Source organism: Methanobacterium veterum (assembly GCF_000745485.1).
Classification (GTDB): Archaea; Methanobacteriota; Methanobacteria; order Methanobacteriales; family Methanobacteriaceae; genus Methanobacterium_D; species Methanobacterium_D veterum.
In genome coordinates this window covers 41,438-55,875 of the sequence record NZ_JQJK01000008.1, presented here as the reverse complement: position 1 = coordinate 55,875, position 14,438 = coordinate 41,438, and the positions used below count along the sequence as shown (strand labels likewise).

Annotated in this window: 19 protein-coding genes and 1 pseudogene; 2 read left to right on the top strand and 18 right to left on the bottom strand. The window is 32.9% G+C overall.

All coding sequences use genetic code 11. The annotated features are described in order from the left end of the window. Positions 1 to 92: 92 nt before the first annotated feature. Entirely contained in the window at positions 93 to 1,055 is a 963-nt protein-coding gene (locus EJ01_RS16210; RefSeq protein ID WP_052375714.1) for a sortase domain-containing protein, read from the top strand. A 293-nt stretch (positions 1,056 to 1,348) separates the two neighbouring features. Continuing rightward, entirely contained in the window at positions 1,349 to 1,543 is a 195-nt protein-coding gene (locus EJ01_RS00330; protein WP_048079948.1) for a hypothetical protein, read from the top strand. Between the two features lie 52 nt (positions 1,544 to 1,595). Here EJ01_RS00330 and EJ01_RS00325 read toward each other — a convergent pair whose 3' ends face one another. The 18 genes and pseudogenes from EJ01_RS00325 to EJ01_RS00240 all read right to left on the bottom strand — a co-directional run bounded on the left by EJ01_RS00325 (position 1,596) and on the right by EJ01_RS00240 (position 14,418). Continuing rightward, positions 1,596 to 2,501 carry a PfkB family carbohydrate kinase gene (locus EJ01_RS00325; RefSeq protein ID WP_048079947.1) on the bottom strand — a complete coding sequence of 302 codons (906 nt, stop codon included), beginning with the start codon at positions 2,499 to 2,501 and terminating at the stop codon, positions 1,596 to 1,598. 19 nt (positions 2,502 to 2,520) lie between these two features. Continuing rightward, the gene (locus EJ01_RS00320) at positions 2,521 to 3,198 is read right to left on the bottom strand and encodes a HisA/HisF family protein (protein WP_048079946.1); all 678 of its coding nucleotides are present in this window, start codon (positions 3,196 to 3,198) and stop codon (positions 2,521 to 2,523) included. A 683-nt stretch (positions 3,199 to 3,881) separates the two neighbouring features. After that, positions 3,882 to 4,154, bottom strand: coding sequence for a DUF3194 domain-containing protein (locus tag EJ01_RS00315; protein WP_245611111.1), 273 nt, complete (start codon positions 4,152 to 4,154; stop codon positions 3,882 to 3,884). Between the two features lie 448 nt (positions 4,155 to 4,602). Then, positions 4,603 to 5,034, bottom strand: coding sequence for an Ig-like domain-containing protein (locus tag EJ01_RS17455; protein ID WP_394296576.1), 432 nt, complete (start codon positions 5,032 to 5,034; stop codon positions 4,603 to 4,605). Continuing rightward, positions 5,013 to 6,647 (bottom strand): Ig-like domain-containing protein, encoded by a 1,635-nt coding sequence (locus tag EJ01_RS17450; RefSeq protein ID WP_048079944.1) that lies wholly within the window; start codon positions 6,645 to 6,647, stop codon positions 5,013 to 5,015. Before EJ01_RS17450 ends, EJ01_RS17455 begins: the two co-directional genes overlap by 22 nt. A gap of 308 nt (positions 6,648 to 6,955) precedes the next feature. Then, the gene (locus EJ01_RS00300; protein WP_048079943.1) at positions 6,956 to 7,306 is read right to left on the bottom strand and encodes a prefoldin subunit beta; all 351 of its coding nucleotides are present in this window, start codon (positions 7,304 to 7,306) and stop codon (positions 6,956 to 6,958) included. Between the two features lie 33 nt (positions 7,307 to 7,339). Continuing rightward, positions 7,340 to 7,603 carry a KEOPS complex subunit Pcc1 gene (locus tag EJ01_RS00295; RefSeq protein ID WP_048079942.1) on the bottom strand — a complete coding sequence of 88 codons (264 nt, stop codon included), beginning with the start codon at positions 7,601 to 7,603 and terminating at the stop codon, positions 7,340 to 7,342. Beyond that, positions 7,600 to 8,079 carry a Brix domain-containing protein gene (locus EJ01_RS00290; protein WP_048079941.1) on the bottom strand — a complete coding sequence of 160 codons (480 nt, stop codon included), beginning with the start codon at positions 8,077 to 8,079 and terminating at the stop codon, positions 7,600 to 7,602. Before EJ01_RS00290 ends, EJ01_RS00295 begins: the two co-directional genes overlap by 4 nt. 17 nt (positions 8,080 to 8,096) lie before the next feature. Then, positions 8,097 to 8,228, bottom strand: coding sequence for a DNA-directed RNA polymerase subunit P (locus tag EJ01_RS00285; protein WP_048079940.1), 132 nt, complete (start codon positions 8,226 to 8,228; stop codon positions 8,097 to 8,099). Between the two features lie 363 nt (positions 8,229 to 8,591). Next, positions 8,592 to 8,864: a 50S ribosomal protein L37Ae gene (rpl37A, locus tag EJ01_RS00280; protein ID WP_048079939.1), complete on the bottom strand. Its 273-nt coding sequence runs from the start codon at positions 8,862 to 8,864 to the stop codon at positions 8,592 to 8,594. Positions 8,865 to 8,892: 28 nt separating this feature from the next. Continuing rightward, positions 8,893 to 9,684 (bottom strand): exosome complex protein Rrp42, encoded by a 792-nt coding sequence (gene rrp42, locus EJ01_RS00275; protein ID WP_048079938.1) that lies wholly within the window; start codon positions 9,682 to 9,684, stop codon positions 8,893 to 8,895. After that, positions 9,677 to 10,396, bottom strand: a complete 720-nt coding sequence (gene rrp41, locus EJ01_RS00270) for an exosome complex exonuclease Rrp41 (protein ID WP_048079937.1) — start codon at positions 10,394 to 10,396, stop codon at positions 9,677 to 9,679. Before rrp41 ends, rrp42 begins: the two co-directional genes overlap by 8 nt. A gap of 6 nt (positions 10,397 to 10,402) precedes the next feature. After that, positions 10,403 to 11,118, bottom strand: a pseudogene (gene rrp4, locus EJ01_RS00265) (exosome complex RNA-binding protein Rrp4). 150 nt (positions 11,119 to 11,268) lie between these two features. Continuing rightward, the gene (locus tag EJ01_RS00260) at positions 11,269 to 11,964 is read right to left on the bottom strand and encodes a ribosome assembly factor SBDS (RefSeq protein ID WP_048079936.1); all 696 of its coding nucleotides are present in this window, start codon (positions 11,962 to 11,964) and stop codon (positions 11,269 to 11,271) included. A 2-nt stretch (positions 11,965 to 11,966) separates the two neighbouring features. Then, complete coding sequence (psmA, locus tag EJ01_RS00255) at positions 11,967 to 12,734, bottom strand: archaeal proteasome endopeptidase complex subunit alpha (protein WP_048079935.1); 768 nt, start codon at positions 12,732 to 12,734, stop codon at positions 11,967 to 11,969. Between the two features lie 208 nt (positions 12,735 to 12,942). Then, positions 12,943 to 13,314: an Rpp14/Pop5 family protein gene (locus EJ01_RS00250; protein WP_048079934.1), complete on the bottom strand. Its 372-nt coding sequence runs from the start codon at positions 13,312 to 13,314 to the stop codon at positions 12,943 to 12,945. 1 nt (position 13,315) lies between these two features. Further along, the gene (rnp3, locus tag EJ01_RS00245) at positions 13,316 to 13,993 is read right to left on the bottom strand and encodes a ribonuclease P protein component 3 (protein ID WP_048079933.1); all 678 of its coding nucleotides are present in this window, start codon (positions 13,991 to 13,993) and stop codon (positions 13,316 to 13,318) included. A 2-nt stretch (positions 13,994 to 13,995) separates the two neighbouring features. Continuing rightward, positions 13,996 to 14,418 carry an RNA-binding domain-containing protein gene (locus EJ01_RS00240; RefSeq protein ID WP_048079932.1) on the bottom strand — a complete coding sequence of 141 codons (423 nt, stop codon included), beginning with the start codon at positions 14,416 to 14,418 and terminating at the stop codon, positions 13,996 to 13,998. Positions 14,419 to 14,438 lie beyond the last annotated feature (20 nt).

Genomic DNA, 14,438 nt, shown 5'->3' with positions numbered 1-14,438 from the left:
GATCAGTTATTACTTATAATAACTTTAATAAGTAATGAAACTTAAAAGTAACTGCATTATATAGCATCAAGACTAGGGGAGAGATTAATAAATTGAAACGTTTGAACACTTATTTAATAATTTTACTGGCCATTGTGGTTATTATTATTTTCGCGGTGAATTTGGGTAACAATGGCCTGGGAACACAGGCAAAACATTTTGACAATGGGGAAATCTCTTTTGATTACCCTGGGGCCCTGACTGAAGTTAATGGAACGGGATCCAATATTACGTCATTTTCAGATAATTCTGGATTAAATATCACAGTTGTTAAAGAACGTATACCTAAAGGGTATAATTTAGCTAACCAGGTTCAGTCGAATGGTATTGGAACTGTTGATGAAAATTTCCAGCTTGTATCTACTAAAAATGTTACCATAAATGGAACCACTGGTTATGAAAGTGATTACAAAATACAGGACGGCAATGTATCAAAACTACGAAAAGAGGTATGGTTCCAGAAAAACAATGCAATTTACGGTATAATTTACACTGGTACGGGTAGTACAGGCAGTTCTGGATTAGACGTCAGTGCCGCTGGAGATGAATTAAATACCATAATTAACAGTATTAAAGTAAATGACAATGTAACTAATAACAATAAGGTTATGGGATGGGCTGAACTTATAATGCCTACTATAGGTGGAGACTGGGAGCTAACATCACACTCTGTAAATGATCCTGGAGTTTACTTTGTACCAACCAGTTACTATCCTGGAACAAACGGACAAACTGCTCTCATGGGCCATCATACAACACATTCTGCTCCATTCAGCGGAATAACTCAGTTAAAAGTTGGAGATCCTTTAATAATTAAAGATTATTTAACTCAAAAGAAATACACCTATGAAGTTACATCTAATGGGAACGATATAAGGTGGGGAGTTAAAGGTGTTTCAATTGATTATCAGTCAACAAGTACGCCTGAATTATGGTTGATAACCTGTTGGCCTACTGGATATTCCCGAGCAGCGTATATCGTCCACAGTAAACTTGTTTCGGTAGAGCCTTTGTAGGCTAAGCTGAAATTTTTTATTTCAGTGGGGCCTTTGTAGGCTAAGCTGAAATTTTTTATTTCAGTGGGGCCTTTGTAGGCTAAGCTGAAATTTTTTATTTCAGTGGGGCCTTTGTAGGCTAAGCTGAAATTTTTTATTTCAGTGGGGCCTTTGTAGGCTAAGCTGAAATTTTTTATTTCAGTGGGGCTTTGTAGGCTAAGCTGAAAAACTTTAAATTAGAAAATCAATGTAATTAAATAAAGAGGGAAAACTAAATAACATTTTCAAATTAATTAATTTACAGGTGATCTAAAGTGACAAATGCACTTGCTAGCGCATATCTAATATTCTCGCACATAATTCCGCCAGTAATGGGATTTTTCGCGGTACTGCTCATTGCTTCAGGTATAATGGACAAAAAAAAGGAATATACATTTTTGGGAGTAGGCCTTTTCTTTGTTGCAGGTATCCTGCCTTTTGTAATCTTACCTTTCATTTTAGGATTTTAAAGGCCCCTATTTTTTTATTTATTAGCACTGCTCCTATTTTTAAGATGATTAATTAATTGGGATCCATTTTGTGATTTGTACATCTTTTGTGGATTAATTTTTTATTTCCGTTGAATGCCCCTTTATTTTCAAGCTTTATAACCGATGCTGCAGAAGCAAACTTCCCGCATATTCTTGGATCTTCTGTTTCAATTTTTTGTGCAGCATACGATGCCATGTACGTATCCCCAAGACCTGTAGGGTCTTCTATTTTTTGCGGGGAAAATGCAGGAATCCTGTATATTTCATCTAATTTTTTAGAATAAATCGTTGATCCATTACTTCCTTGTGTTATAATAACTTCTTCTGGTCCAAATGAAGCTAATGTTTTTGCAACATGATCCAGGGAAATTTGAGTACCCAAAATTGTTTTTGCTTCATTTTCATCTATAAATAGAATATTTACAAATTTAAGGAACTTTTGAAAGCCATTCCATGGCCTTAAAACAATTTTTTCGCCTTTTAAATGCCTTAAATATCCCTGCGCACCTAGATATATGGGAATTTTTAATTGGGATAAATATTTGAATGTCTCAAGTGGAATATCATATGGACATAATGGGCCTAAAAGTACGGCATTGCTGTTTTCTAAGTCTAAAGATGTGATATCTTTAACTTTTATGGGGTTTGATGGTATGTGGGCTTTCTGTATTCTGTGATTGGGGTTATTATCTGGATAAATATTTTGAAACTTTATTGTTTCACCAGTAAATATGGGGAAAAGTTCTATGTTCTCCCGAAAAGCGTTTAGTAATTCTTCATCTTTTTTAGAAAGTGTTATTATGGCTTTTGTATTTATTTTCAGACGTTCCAAAACACTGGACTGGTAGTAGACTGCTCCGCCTATAGATTTGTATGTTGAACTATCTTTTACGATGGTATCATTTGTTATGGGGCCTATCAGGGTTATAGTTGACATTTTATTTACCTGAATAATTTTAAATTTTAAGGGCTAGTTTTCCATTATGTAATGCAGAACCAACTAAAAATTTGTTTATCCCCAGTTTTTCAAGTTTAGGGATATCTTTGGAAGTTATTCCTCCACCTATAATTAAAGGGAGTTTTAAAAACTTTTTTATAAGCTCTTCATTTACACCTTTTTCTGTTCCAACTTGAGAGATGTCCAGTAATATAACTTCTTGAGGGTTTAATTCTTCTATTTTTCTTATAAAATAGTTTACGTCTATATTTAAGCATTTGCTAAATATTTTTCCGTCTTTTATGTCTATACTTATGATTAGTCTATTTTTGTCAAATTTATCAAAAATATTGTTTAATTCATCCATATTTTCCAGGGTTTCTGTTGCAATAATCACTTTATCGGCTGCTTCAAGTGCTTTTTGAACATCGGAGACACTTTTTGCGCCGCAGTCAAGCATCACAGGGATATGCTTGTTTACTTTTCGGATAACATCGAAGTTAGATTTTCTATTTTCTATTGAGTCTAAATCGGCTATATATATTCTAACTGCACCTGCATCCCTCAAAGATTTTGCAATTTCCTCCGGAGAAGCTGATTCATGGAACACTGTTTTAAGTGGTTTGTATGTTTCTCTTTTACCTGACTTTCCAGATACTGCGATTCCGTTTTTAAGATCTAAAACTGGTATTATCATATAATATTCAATCCATTGATTTTTATTTAGAATTAGGTTTTTTTTTGAACTGTTTAGTGTTAAATAAATCTTCTATATAAAATTGTATACTCTAATTATTTAAGTCTAAGAATCTATTCAATCCATTGACTTTTATTTAGAATTAGGTTTACTTGTTTAATGTTAAACTAATCTATATTTTTATATAAACTTGTATTATTCTAATTATTTAAGTAAGAATTGTTTATGTGCAGTAAACTTTATACGATCCATTAACTTTTATTTGAATTTGCTCATGCATGGAGTCATGTAAATAATTATTTGTTTATGTTACTTTAGTTAATTGAAAATAGAATTAGTATTATGGTGGCTACTTATTTAAATAAAGATATAATGTAAAATTAAAATTTGTTTTAAAAAATTAAGAGGGCATCTATACATTTGAGCGAAAATATTCTTTATTTAGATGCCCTATAATTTTTAACAACTCCATTTAGGGATCTAATGGTATTTAGATCCCTAAACTTGATGGAGTTTTAAGGAGGGGCTTGGTAAACATTAAGCTAATTTATTAATTTTAATACTATTTTTACTTTTTTTATTACTATTATAAAATTAGTTTTTTTGGTATTTAATAATTTCTATGTTTTTTAAAACAAGATCTGGACATTTAATTTGAAAAACTAAAAGAATAGAAAATTAAATTAGATTTTATCTAAAAACTTTTCAATCTCTAAAAGAGCATGATCGGCCGCTTCATCTGCAATTTTTGTATCTGCAGCAGAAAGTTCATCAAATAAAAGGTTAACGGTAATGTTTACATCCAGTACGTCTTCGTAGTTAATCTCTACGTCGATATCGATATCATTAATCTCTTTTTTAGAGATTTTAGACAGGACGAAATCTTGAGCTGATGATACAGCAATTTCTGAGATTTTATCGAGGTCTTCATCAGTTAATTTTTTCAATTTACCCATTTTAATCTACACTTTTTATTGTTTTAACACTCAAAAATCAAAGATTTTGAGGAATTCATAATCGTAATTTTTTTTAAACTTTTGTCGAGTTTAATTTAACAGTACTAAATTTGCTCGCTCATGTCTAAATGGTTGTGCCGATATTACTTTGAATTTTTATGAGTTATATGGTTAAGTAAATTACACTTCTAAATATAATTTCATATAATTAATTGATATTATAATTTAACATAAATCATGAAGTGTGCACATGATCATTGACATGAGCGATTTTGCTATATATTCAAATGTGTTAAACAAAGTATAAATATGCTTTTGCACATTTATTCGAAATTAAAGTATTAAAAGGAGTTTAAAAATCAATTTTTATTTTAATTTACTTAATATTCTGGTTTCTATTTTAAAATTTATTATCAAAGAATTAAAAAAGAAAGGAGAAAAAAAATGTTTAGTATTTTCCAGTTTTAAACTTAAATATATAACCTGCAGCTAAATTATTACCTGCACTGTCTTTTACTACTTTAGCTGGAATGTAAACCTGATACCATTTAGAAGGGTATCGTTTATAGGTCATTTTGATAGAAAGCGTGTTACCTTTTATTGATTTACCAATGAAAACTATTTGTCCTGTATTCATGTTTTTAATGTATATTTTTGACCAGTTAACGCTTGATTTGATGTTTTCACTGAATTTGATAGTAATGGTGGCTGTCCTTGAAACACCTGTAGCACCGTTTTTAGGAGTAGTTAAAGTCACTTTAGGGGCTGTTTTATCAATAGTGTACTTTTCAGTATAAACTGGAGATTTATTTCCGGCTTTATCAACGGCCATGAACTTCAAAGTGGTTGTAGATTTTATTATAAGTGGTGCTTTGTAGATTTTGCTTGCAGTAGTTGGTGCAGTTCCATCTGTAGTGTAATAGATAGTCCTGATTCATTCATATTTAAAGTAATTGTCTTAGTAACGTTGTATGATCCAGTTTTAACACTAGCATTTGCTGTGGGTACCCTTGTATCCAGATTAAAAGTTGAAGTAAAAACAGATGCTAAACTGTTACCTGCTAAATCTTTTACTGCATTTATTGGAATATTTACACTATAATTTCCGTCAATACAGCTTGAATCTAAAGTTAAGGTTAAAGTACTTCCAATGATATTTTTAGTTATTGGAAAAGTTCCTGATGGGCCTGTAACGGATATGCCATCATAAGCACTGCCTGCCTGTATTGGTTCACTGAAAGTAACAGTAATTACTTGGGGAGTACTGTTTGTTTTGGTGTTATTTGAAGGATCAATAGTTGTTACAGTTGGTGATGTGGCATCTATATTAACTAATGTATAAGATGTTTGACTATCTGCTGCAGCTGAAACACTGGCAGCACCACTTGTTGATCCAGCTTTTAAAATTGATTGTGCAGCTCCATTAACTAAGGATACGGGACTGTCTATAGTTCCTAAAGTTGTGTCAAATATTATGTTTATTCCATCTGGAATATGGCCGCTTGCAGGGTCCTGGTAAATGCCTGTATTATCATGCAGTAAGTCTGCAAGTATATTTGAAAATTCATTACCTTTAATAAGGGTTGAACTTGAATTTACAGTTAAAACTAACCACTTTGAAACTTTAGCACCAATAACTTTTACAGATGGATCATCGTTAGAACCCCACCAGTTGTACTCTGCATTTAATTTACTGCCACTACCGCAGTAAATATTGTCACCGTAATCTGCAGTGTTCATGACGATACGGTTAAAATGCAAGGTACATGAACCCTCAGTATTGTAGATAGCACCACCATAAGCTGCAGTATTGTTGTTAAGTGTACTGGAAGTTATATTAGTACTGCTTCTGTAGTTGTAGATAGCACCCGCAGCATCAGCTGTGTTACCTGTTAAAATACAGCTACTTAAAGTACTAATGCCATGATCATTGTATATGGCCCCGCCTTCATATGCAGCATTACCTGTGAAAATACAATCATTCAAATTGATAGTGCCACTATTGTATATGGCACCACCGTAATTAACAGCATTATTGCTGTCGAAGGTACAATTTCCTGTATTTAAAGTACCCTGGTTGTCAATTGCACCGCCATTGTAAGCTGTCCCATTGATAATTGTCAAATTTTGGATCGTAAAATTAACATCATTACTAACATTAAATATCCAGTTAGTGCCTGTTCCATTTATGATAGTTTTATCCCGACTTTGACCAATAATAGTCATGTTTTTACTGATTGTGAGATTTGTATTCCCCTCATCACTATAAATTCCGTCTGCAATTTGCACTGTTCCATTTTCATCAACACTGCTTATCCCTTTACCTATTGTAAGATAGGGTAAATTACTTGTACCTGGATTAAAGTCAGATCCTACTGTTGCATTAACATAAACAGTTGAATCTGCACTAACGCTGGATATAGTAACTAAAATAACAAAAAGATTGATTAATAAAAGAATTAGTGGTATTTTATTTCGATTTAATATTTTCATAACCTCCTTTTATACTTAATTTTATTTTTAATAAGTAATAGACTACTTAAATAATAATTAATAATTAATTATTATATATAAAAGTTATTAAAACTTAATAAAAAAAACAAGGATAATTTACTAGATAAATAAAAAAAAGCTTCATTAAAAGGTTATAGTCTAAGAAATTATAGTGTAATAATTTAAAATAAAAAAGAAAATAATTCGTAAGTGTGCTTTTTGAATATATGCACGAGATAAATTAGTAAAATTATAAATAAGCTAAAAATTAGTATTTAGGCCGTTAATTTTTTAATTAACGGACCTTTTTATTGTATTCCTGTTCCTTTCATTGCTTCTTGAATAGAAGACTGCATTTCCTGGAGCCTTTTCATGATTCTTTCTTCCTGTCTCTGGACAGTTTTTTCACGAAGCTCTAAGGTTTCTATTTTATCTTCAAGTTCTTTAGTCATATCTTCTTTTTTAACTTTGATAAGTAGGGTTCCGGCGGTTTTGTAAACATCAGCATTTTCTTCTACTTTGTTTAATTCTTCGACAGCTTTTTTAGTTTCTTTTAACTGTAGATCGACACTTTGTTTTTGCATTGAAATTGCCTGAGCTTGCTGCTGTACCTGTTGGAATTGAGCTAATTGATGTTGTACATTTTGAGGAAGTTCCATTCAAATCACCTCTATTTTTATTATAGTTACTATCTATTCAGTATCCTTTAACGAATTAACTTCATGAGATAGTGTTATCCATCTAAAATATGAATTAACAGATGCTCGAAGAGATGGAGTATCTTCAGCATCGATTATTAATTTTAAAGTTTTTCCATCTAAATTTATTTCAACTGAAGTCTTTTCAGATGGTGCAGTTTGAATTTCGGGTTCAATTGATTTTAAAACCAACTTTGCTTCATCTAAGTTATTAAATTTAATTTTAAATTCGGCTTTAACGTGTTCTGGAATATTCATTTAAATCTCCAGTTTTTAACGTAAATTCGAGGGTCTCTAATTGAACCTTCTTTATCATAAAATTCTATTACAGCTTTATTTTCCCCTTCTCCCTTTTTGACCCAGATTAAATTCTTATTCGAATTTCCACAGGGAATCTTCAGGATATTAACGATGGGATTTTTAAGCTCTTCTATTTCACATCTAATGCTTAGGGCATCAGATTTTATTTTGCCCTTTAAATTTAAAAGGGATGCTGTTATCTTTAAAAATAACAGCAGTTCACTATTTTCGTTATATATTTCAATTTTACTTGGATTTCCTTTTATTTGAGAAACTACTGCTGTTTCATTAAATCCGAGTGCCGCTGATTTAAGTAAGACATCTCGGAAGCTCATTTTGCCCCTATTTATATATTTTGCATTTAGAACATGACTCAGGTCCTGACAAAATGACCTGGTCCGACTTGATGGTTTCCGTGATGTTGTTATCAGCATTTAATACCTTTATAAATTTATCTTGCAGTTACATCTTTTTTAACTGGTGGAATTTCCTTAAAGAGAATTCTGTACCTGCATTTTGGACATTTTGCTTCAGTATATCCTTTAAGATCAACTAAAGTTCCGCATTTTGCACATTTGTACAAGCTAAAACCTCCAAATTATTTTCAATAATTTGAGTTCGGAAATTCTATGAATTTCCTCAACTCCAAAAATTTCTTTCAGAAATTTTTGTCGTATCAAAATCTAAGATTTTGATAACTCCAAAAAATTTTCAATTTTTTTGTCGCACCAAAATAAAAAATTTTGGTGACTTCAAATTATTTTCAATAATTTGAGTTCGAAAATTCTACGAATTTTCTCAACCCCAAAATTTTTTTCAAAAATTTTGCTGTATCAAAATAAAAAATTTTGATAACTCCAAAAATTTTTAATATTTGGCGTGTAAAAAACGAAGTTTTTTACTAAATCCAAAAAATTTTTTAAAAAAATATTGAGTTCAAGAAGGATTAACTTCCTTCTCCAACTATCCTTTTGATGTTTCTTGCAGCTGTTTTAGCCATTGGAGTTTGTGGAATGTATGCTCCTCCTGTAAATACAGTTCCGCATTTTTTACATTTCCATATACCAGTGCTTACTCTTTTAACACCAATTCTATCACATTTAGGACATACATGGTCCTTTTTCATTTTTTCTTCTATACCTTTAACTGTCCTTTTGGCTTTTCTTCCGTATCTTGCGCCAAACCTTCCAGTTACTCCTACTTTCTTTGTTCTTGTCATCTTAATCACCTTGTAAATTTTTAGTAATTTATGGTAAATATTCTCTAAGTTCTTTTGTTTTTTCAATAGTTCTGTTAACGGCACTGATTATTTCTTCTTTGGTTAGAGGCATTTCCCCACCTTTTTGCATTGCGCAAATACTGCCATCTTCCCTTACTCCTATTGAGATTCTGGCATTCATGACATTTTCTTCCTCAAGTGATGGGTCATTAATCAGTTCACCATTTATCTTTGCAAATGTACACATTAAAGGTTTTTCTTTTACAGGTAATGCAACAGGATTTTCTTCATCTAAGACAATTTTATCATCTTCAACGGTTGTATTTGGTATCTTTGCACTTGTAAGTGCAGCAACACTTCCTAAAACTGCAGCGTCCATTAAATTACCATCATAATCTAAAACATGGATATCTACAAATATCATCCATACTTTTTCACCTTCGATTATGCACAATTTTTCAAGATCTAAAATTTGGCCTTCTCTTAGACAACGGTCTGTTACTCTTGCAAGTTCTACAGATCTTTCATCAGGTGGGCCTGGTTCAAATGAGGGGGATGCCATTGGTAACAATTCCGAATTGGTCATTAGTACACCTACATTTGGTGTATCTGCAAAAGGTTCACCCAGTTGAGGTTTTATCCCTACTATCAATTGAGTGTTACCTATTTTAACCCTTGCAGATCCTTCGGCTTTTTCAATTACTCCAACTTCAACAGATATATCCCTGTATTCATCCATTGATCTGCCGTCTGCACGTTCCCCATTTTCAATAAGTTCTACTATACTTTTTCTTGTAATTTCAGGAACTATATTAACCATTTTCTTCACCATACCTATCTTTAATGGCATTTTTCTGCGCTTCACTGATTTGTTTACATCCTTCAATTGCAAGATCTAATGCTTTATCAAATTCATCAGGTGTCATATGTCCATCCATCTGGAGAAGGCTTATTTCGCCAGATCTTGGCATAATAGCAATAGGTAAATCAGCTTCACCTTCTTTATCCTCATCTTCGGAGAGATCCAGTATTACATTACCGTTAGCTTTTCCAGCTGCACAGGAAGCAACTAAATCTTTCATTGGTATTCCTGCATCTGCTAGAGCTACTGAAGCGGCAGTTATTCCTGCACATCTTGTACCACCTTCAGCTTCGAGGATTTCTATAAATACATCAATTGTTGATCTTGGGAATTTTTCTAAAAATATGGCAGGTCTTAAAGCGTCTGCTGTTATTTTAGATATCTCAACAGATCTCCTGTCTGGTCCTGGCCTCTTTCTTTCTCCAACAGAAAATGGCGCCATATTGTATCTGCACCTTATGACTGCCATGTCAGGCCTCATTATACGTCTTACATGTAATTCCCTTGGACCATAAACAGCAGCAAGAATTTTATTGCCCCCTATCTCGAGATATGCAGATCCATCTGCTTTTTCTAAAACACCTGCTTCTATTTTTAATGGTCTTAATTCATTGAATACTCTTCCATCTGCCCTTAAATTGTCATTATTGTTTGTTAAGATAATAATCACCCCTGTTTATTCATTTACATCTGGCTCAGGGACTTCTTCAACTTCTTCTATTTCTTTACCAAGAAGTTCAGAAAGCATGTTTCTTACTCTATCTGTAAGTCCAGAGGTGTGGGCCTGATCTTCTATCATATTTATAACTTTTTCCGCAACCCTTTCCATCTGCGGTTCGCCTTTAACCCATACCACACCATTTTGACCTACGATGATATCACATTTTGTTTCATCTTTTATCATGTTGATCATAGATCCTTTCTTACCAATGAGCCGTGGTACTTTTGTTGGGGTTATGTAGATTAAAATTCCACCTCTAAATTTGCCAAGTCCTCTACCTTTTAAACCCAGTTTTACCTTTTTAACTTCATCAACATCAACAACTCTTAAAAATAAAACATCGCCGACATTAAATGCCTTGTTTAAATCTCTCTTCTCTTTTCCAAAAACGTCTGAAGCAGGTAAAAATCCTGAATATGGGGAGTTTATGTCTAATTCCACATTGAAAATCTTATATCGGTAACTTCACCAATTACGACGTCTCCTCTTTTTGGAATATATTTGCTCTGCAGGGGAATAACACTTATTTTTTTATCCCTTATAGCAACTAAACCAACAAGAGATGAACATATATTGTTACCTTCTTTAAACGTTCCTCTTCCTGTATGATATTCTTCATCTGCAAGAATATCTCCTGGAACCACTAAAGCTTTATCTTCTACAAATATCACGTTCTGCCTCCTTTAAAGTGGAAAGCCATAAAATTATAGTGAAGTATCGTGTTTAAACTTTATCTCATGGCATTATGAAACAGATTGAAGATAAAAATTATATTCAATTATAAGTTTAAATAAACTGAGCTCTTCACTACAACGAAGTTATTATTTTACTATTTTGGTTTCCACCTGTCCGCCTGTAAGTTCGCTTAACTTCCTGTCAAAGCTCTCCTGTAGGCCACCAGGTACTTCAACCACAGCGATCCATGATCCGTCTTTTTGCCATTCTTCTTTTTTTGTTTTTCCAAAATCTGAAATTACAGAATATACTTTTCCTGCGTAATCTCCAGGAATTCTAATTGCTACATTTACATGTTCAAATCTTATTGGTATTTTAACACGAATGGCTTTAAGAACAATATTTACCTGTTCATCAACACTTTTAAATGGATCAATATGAACTTTAGCCTCTTCCATGGCTTTTTCAATTCTTCTTGCAGGATGAGGAAGTCTTGTCTGTGGATTTATGGCTTCTCTTGTTATTTTTGCAATAATTTTCTTTCTTTTCTCTTCTAACATTTCTTTTCGCTGCTGGGCAGTTAACTGTACCTGGCCTTTTTTAAGTATTAAGGCTGCAGCTTCTAGAGGATCTGTACTATTAAAAGCTTTATTCATTGATTCTTCAGATGCTTTATCTCCCTTCTTAACATCTTTAAATATCTCTTCAACAGCTAGTATTTCCTCTAATGGTATGTTTTTGCCTCTTTTAAACTCGGAAGCAAGATCTGGATCTACTAAGATTTCAAAACGTTCTCCGTAGTATTCCAGACGGGCTATAACTGAATCTTCAAGAGTGACCATTTTTACTCCTCTTCTTCTTCTCCTTCTTCCTCTTCCTCCTTAGGCTTTCTTAAGAGAAGTTCTTCAACATATTCTTCTATTTCTTCTTCTGATAATTTTCTGAATCGTTTAGTTTCGAAATCTATAACTGCAATTTCTACACTTTCAGCGCTTGTTTTACCTTCAGTGGCTTCATAAACAGCATCTAATGCTAGATCAATAGCTTCATTTAATTTCATGCCTTCTTTGTATTTCTTCTCGAATTCATCCATTGCTATTTGTCTTCCAGCGCCTATTGCAGTTGCTTTGTATTCAATTAGCGCACCACTAGGGTCAGTTTCAAATAATCTGCATTCAGTTTCAGTTACTCCTCCAATTATTAGAGCTGAACCAAAAGGCCTTACCCCGCCGTGCTGGGTATACATCTGTTTCATGTCGCATATTTTTTTAGCTAAACTATCTACTCTGATTGGTTCGTTATAGGTTATTTTGTTAACCTGAGATTCTATTCTTGCTCTCTCAATTAAGGCCCTTGCATCAGCTACAAGTCCGGAGGTCGCTGCACCAATATGTTCATCAATCTGGAATATTTTTTCTATTGATTTTGGTTCAACGAGTTTGCTGGTAGGTCTTTTATCAACAACAAGTACGATACCTTCACCCGATTTAACACCTAATGAAGTTGTACCTCTTTTTACAGCTTCTCTCGCATATTCAACCTGAAAAAGTCTTCCATCTGGGCTAAATACAGTTATAGCCCTATCATATCCTGCTCCTGGCATCGGTTGCATATATATACCTCTCTATTATTTTTCGATTTATTAAATGAATTTGATTTCTCAATATAACTTATACTAGATTTAATACTTTACTTATATGTATTTATTTATTAAATTAATTAAAACTACTCATTTAAACTCAGTTTTAAATATAAGTTAAAAGGGTAATAGTAGCGAATTTAAACAAATTCAGATTTAAATTAAAAACTATTTATTTATGTTATTTTTCTAGTTTAATAAACTTTTTTATTCCGGCTTTGATTGTTCCGGAAATACCGATGGTATGAAAGACTACTCGTTTGCCTTTAAATTTATTTACAAGCAAGATCGCTGCTCTTACTGAACTTACTTCTTCTCTATTACACTGGAGAATTCCTTTAATTATATTCTTATCATCAGCTGATTTGAGGGACCAGATCCTCATAACCCACAGATCAAATTTACTTGTCTTACATTCGCCGTGGAAATTCAATGAAGATTCCCATACCAGCGAGATCACGTCTTCTTTACCCAAAGGTACTTCTGATACAGCTTCAAATGAGATGTATCTTTTATCATTCCTTAGTGTAGGGGGCAGTATTTTAAGCTTCATCTTAATCATCCTGTTCTATAGTTCTAGCCCCTTGTACTATAACATTTTTCCTTATCCTGCTCCGTTCTATTATATCTGCAGGATTTTTAGATAATGAACTTATAATTTCGTCATGGGTCATTTCCAGGCAGCCTGCAAAGGCAGTTATATCTTCAGGAGTCCTGAGATCATATATAGAATAAGCATTACTTGTAATTATTAGTGGAAATTTGAATTTTCGCTGGAGCTTTAAAATTTGCCTGAATTGACTTAGAATTTTTGCTCTTAGTGATAAGCGTGTTTTAATCATAGAATTAATACTGAGTTCAATTGCAACATTGTTTTCTGCGGCTTTCTTTGCAACTACATGGTTTATCCCACTGTCTCTTCTATTTTTGTAGGGATGTGCCAGTATATCGACCCGCGGATCTTCACATGCGGCTCTGTTTATTTTTATATCGCCGCCGTTTACTATTAAAACTTCGTTGTGTTCTCTAAATTTTTGAACTTTCTTTCTTAAATCTTCAGGATTTTTTGCATATATTTCAACACCACTGAAGACGCTGAAATCATCTTGCGGGTTGATACTGACGGTTTTATTATAATTTTTGGAAGATTGTATAAGTGCAATTCCGCTGTATCCTAGCCGTTTGGCTTCGCGGGCTAAATGGGTATTGTGAACATGAAAATCAAAAAACATAATTATGCACCAAAAATATCCCTTGCAATTTCCATTGCGTTTTCTTTTTTTGCAGGATAAGCAGCTATATTTATTTTAACGTGTATTGCATCTCCATGTTCGATTATCTTTAAATCTCCAAGGTATGCTCTCTGTTTATTAAATCTTAAGAACAAATTTCCTCGCTCATCCATTTTATTTTCCAGTCCACTGAGAAGTCGTTTTTTACTGGCAGCGTCAATTTCTTTTAATATCATGATAAAATTTTTAATTTCACGGTTTTTGGATATTTTATCATGTAATATTAAAACAGGATTTTTAAAATAGCCTTCTGTAGTATCAGTTTGAGGATGAGAATTGGGAAAGAGGGTTTTGACTGCCCCTTTCACTTTTTCCTCATTTTCTGTTCCATAAACAAATACACGATATGAAATGTTATGGATCATGGATATTTTTCCTTTATTTT